The organism is Variovorax defluvii, assembly GCF_039541515.1.
GTDB lineage: Bacteria > Pseudomonadota > Gammaproteobacteria > Burkholderiales > Burkholderiaceae_C > Variovorax > Variovorax defluvii.
Window position 1 is genome coordinate 1 of the sequence record NZ_BAABGJ010000044.1, and the last position, 1,315, is coordinate 1,315.

1 protein-coding gene is annotated in these 1,315 nt (G+C 70.0%); it reads left to right on the top strand.

Annotated elements, in window-relative coordinates; genetic code table 11:
* Positions 1-353: 353 nt before the first annotated feature.
* Positions 354-1,163: a DUF932 domain-containing protein gene (locus tag ABEA07_RS16080; RefSeq protein ID WP_345539070.1), complete on the top strand. Its 810-nt coding sequence runs from the start codon at positions 354-356 to the stop codon at positions 1,161-1,163.
* Positions 1,164-1,315: the final 152 nt, after the last annotated feature.

A 1,315-nucleotide genomic window follows, 5' to 3' on the forward strand; every position in this document is an offset into this window, starting at 1 on the left:
GAGGCCGACCGGCAGCGGCTGCTGGAAGTCGCGGCGCGCATCCAGCGCATCGCCGACCAGGTGGGCGTGGATGGCATGCGCTGACGCCAGCGCGCGCTCCGCCAAGCTTCTTCTCGACGACTCGTACTGCGGCCGTCTCGCTTCGCCTCGTACTGGCCGCTCCGCTCCCGTGCAGGGGTGGGTTGGGGTTGCCTGTGTCCGGTCAGCGTATCACGCGGTTCTCGCGCTCAAGGTCTGCGCGCCCTCGCGGGCGCTTGCGGCCTGACGGCCGTCTTCGAACCTTGACCGCTGCGCTGCCGCGTGAGCCAGGGGCGACGCAGGCAATCCCGCCTGTGTCACGCCAGGAGCTCATCATGACTTCTTCCTCTTCCTTCACCTTCGCCGCCAGGACCTCCCTTTCGCTGCAGGACCTGGCGCACAGCGCGCCGGCGGTGTTTGCGGACCGAGCGGCCGGCTGCACCGGACCCAGGTACGTGTTCATCAGCTCGCGCGAGATCGTCACCGCCCTGATCGATGCGGGCTTCGAGCCGACGCTGGCGGTGCAGACCCGCTCGCGCGACGGCAACGCGGGCTACGCACAGCACATGCTGCGCTTCCAGCCGGTGGTGCAGTGCCTGTCGCTGGACGACGTGCTGGGCGAGATCGTGCTGATCAACTCGCACGACGGGCGCAGCGCGTACCAGCTACGCGCTGGGCTATTCAGGCCGGTGTGCACCAACGGGATGCTGACGGCGATCGGCGACTTCGGGCTGATCCATGTCAGTCACCGCGGCAACGTGCTGGCCAACGTGGTGGAGGCGGCGCAGCGGATCACGCGCGAGTTCGGCCTGGTGGGCGAGGCGGTCGAGCAGATGCGCGGCACGCAGCTTTCGGGCGGGCAGCAGCTGGACTTCGCACGCGAGGCGCTGGCGCTGCGCTTTCCGGGCGCGACCGAGCCGCCGGTGCAGCCGGCGCAGCTGCTGGAGCGCCGGCGCATGGCCGACATCGGTGACGATGTCTGGAAGACCTTCAACGCGGTGCAGGAGGCAGTCGTCACCGGCGGCGTTTGCGGCCGCACTGCGACAGGCCGGGCGATGCGTACCCGCGGCATCCGTGCGATCCGCGAGAACGTCCGGTTGAACACCGGCCTGTGGAAGGCGGCGCTGCGGCGCATCGGCCGCTGAGGCGGCCAGGCCGGGGCTCGCACCCCGGCCTTCACCGCGCTGCCGAGAAGTTCAAGGCAGGACGCCAGTGAGGCAGAGGCGCAGGACAGAGGGGCGGGAGGGTGGTCTTGCTGTTCCCTTCAGGCTGCCACGGCGTGCTCGCCCTCAAGGTC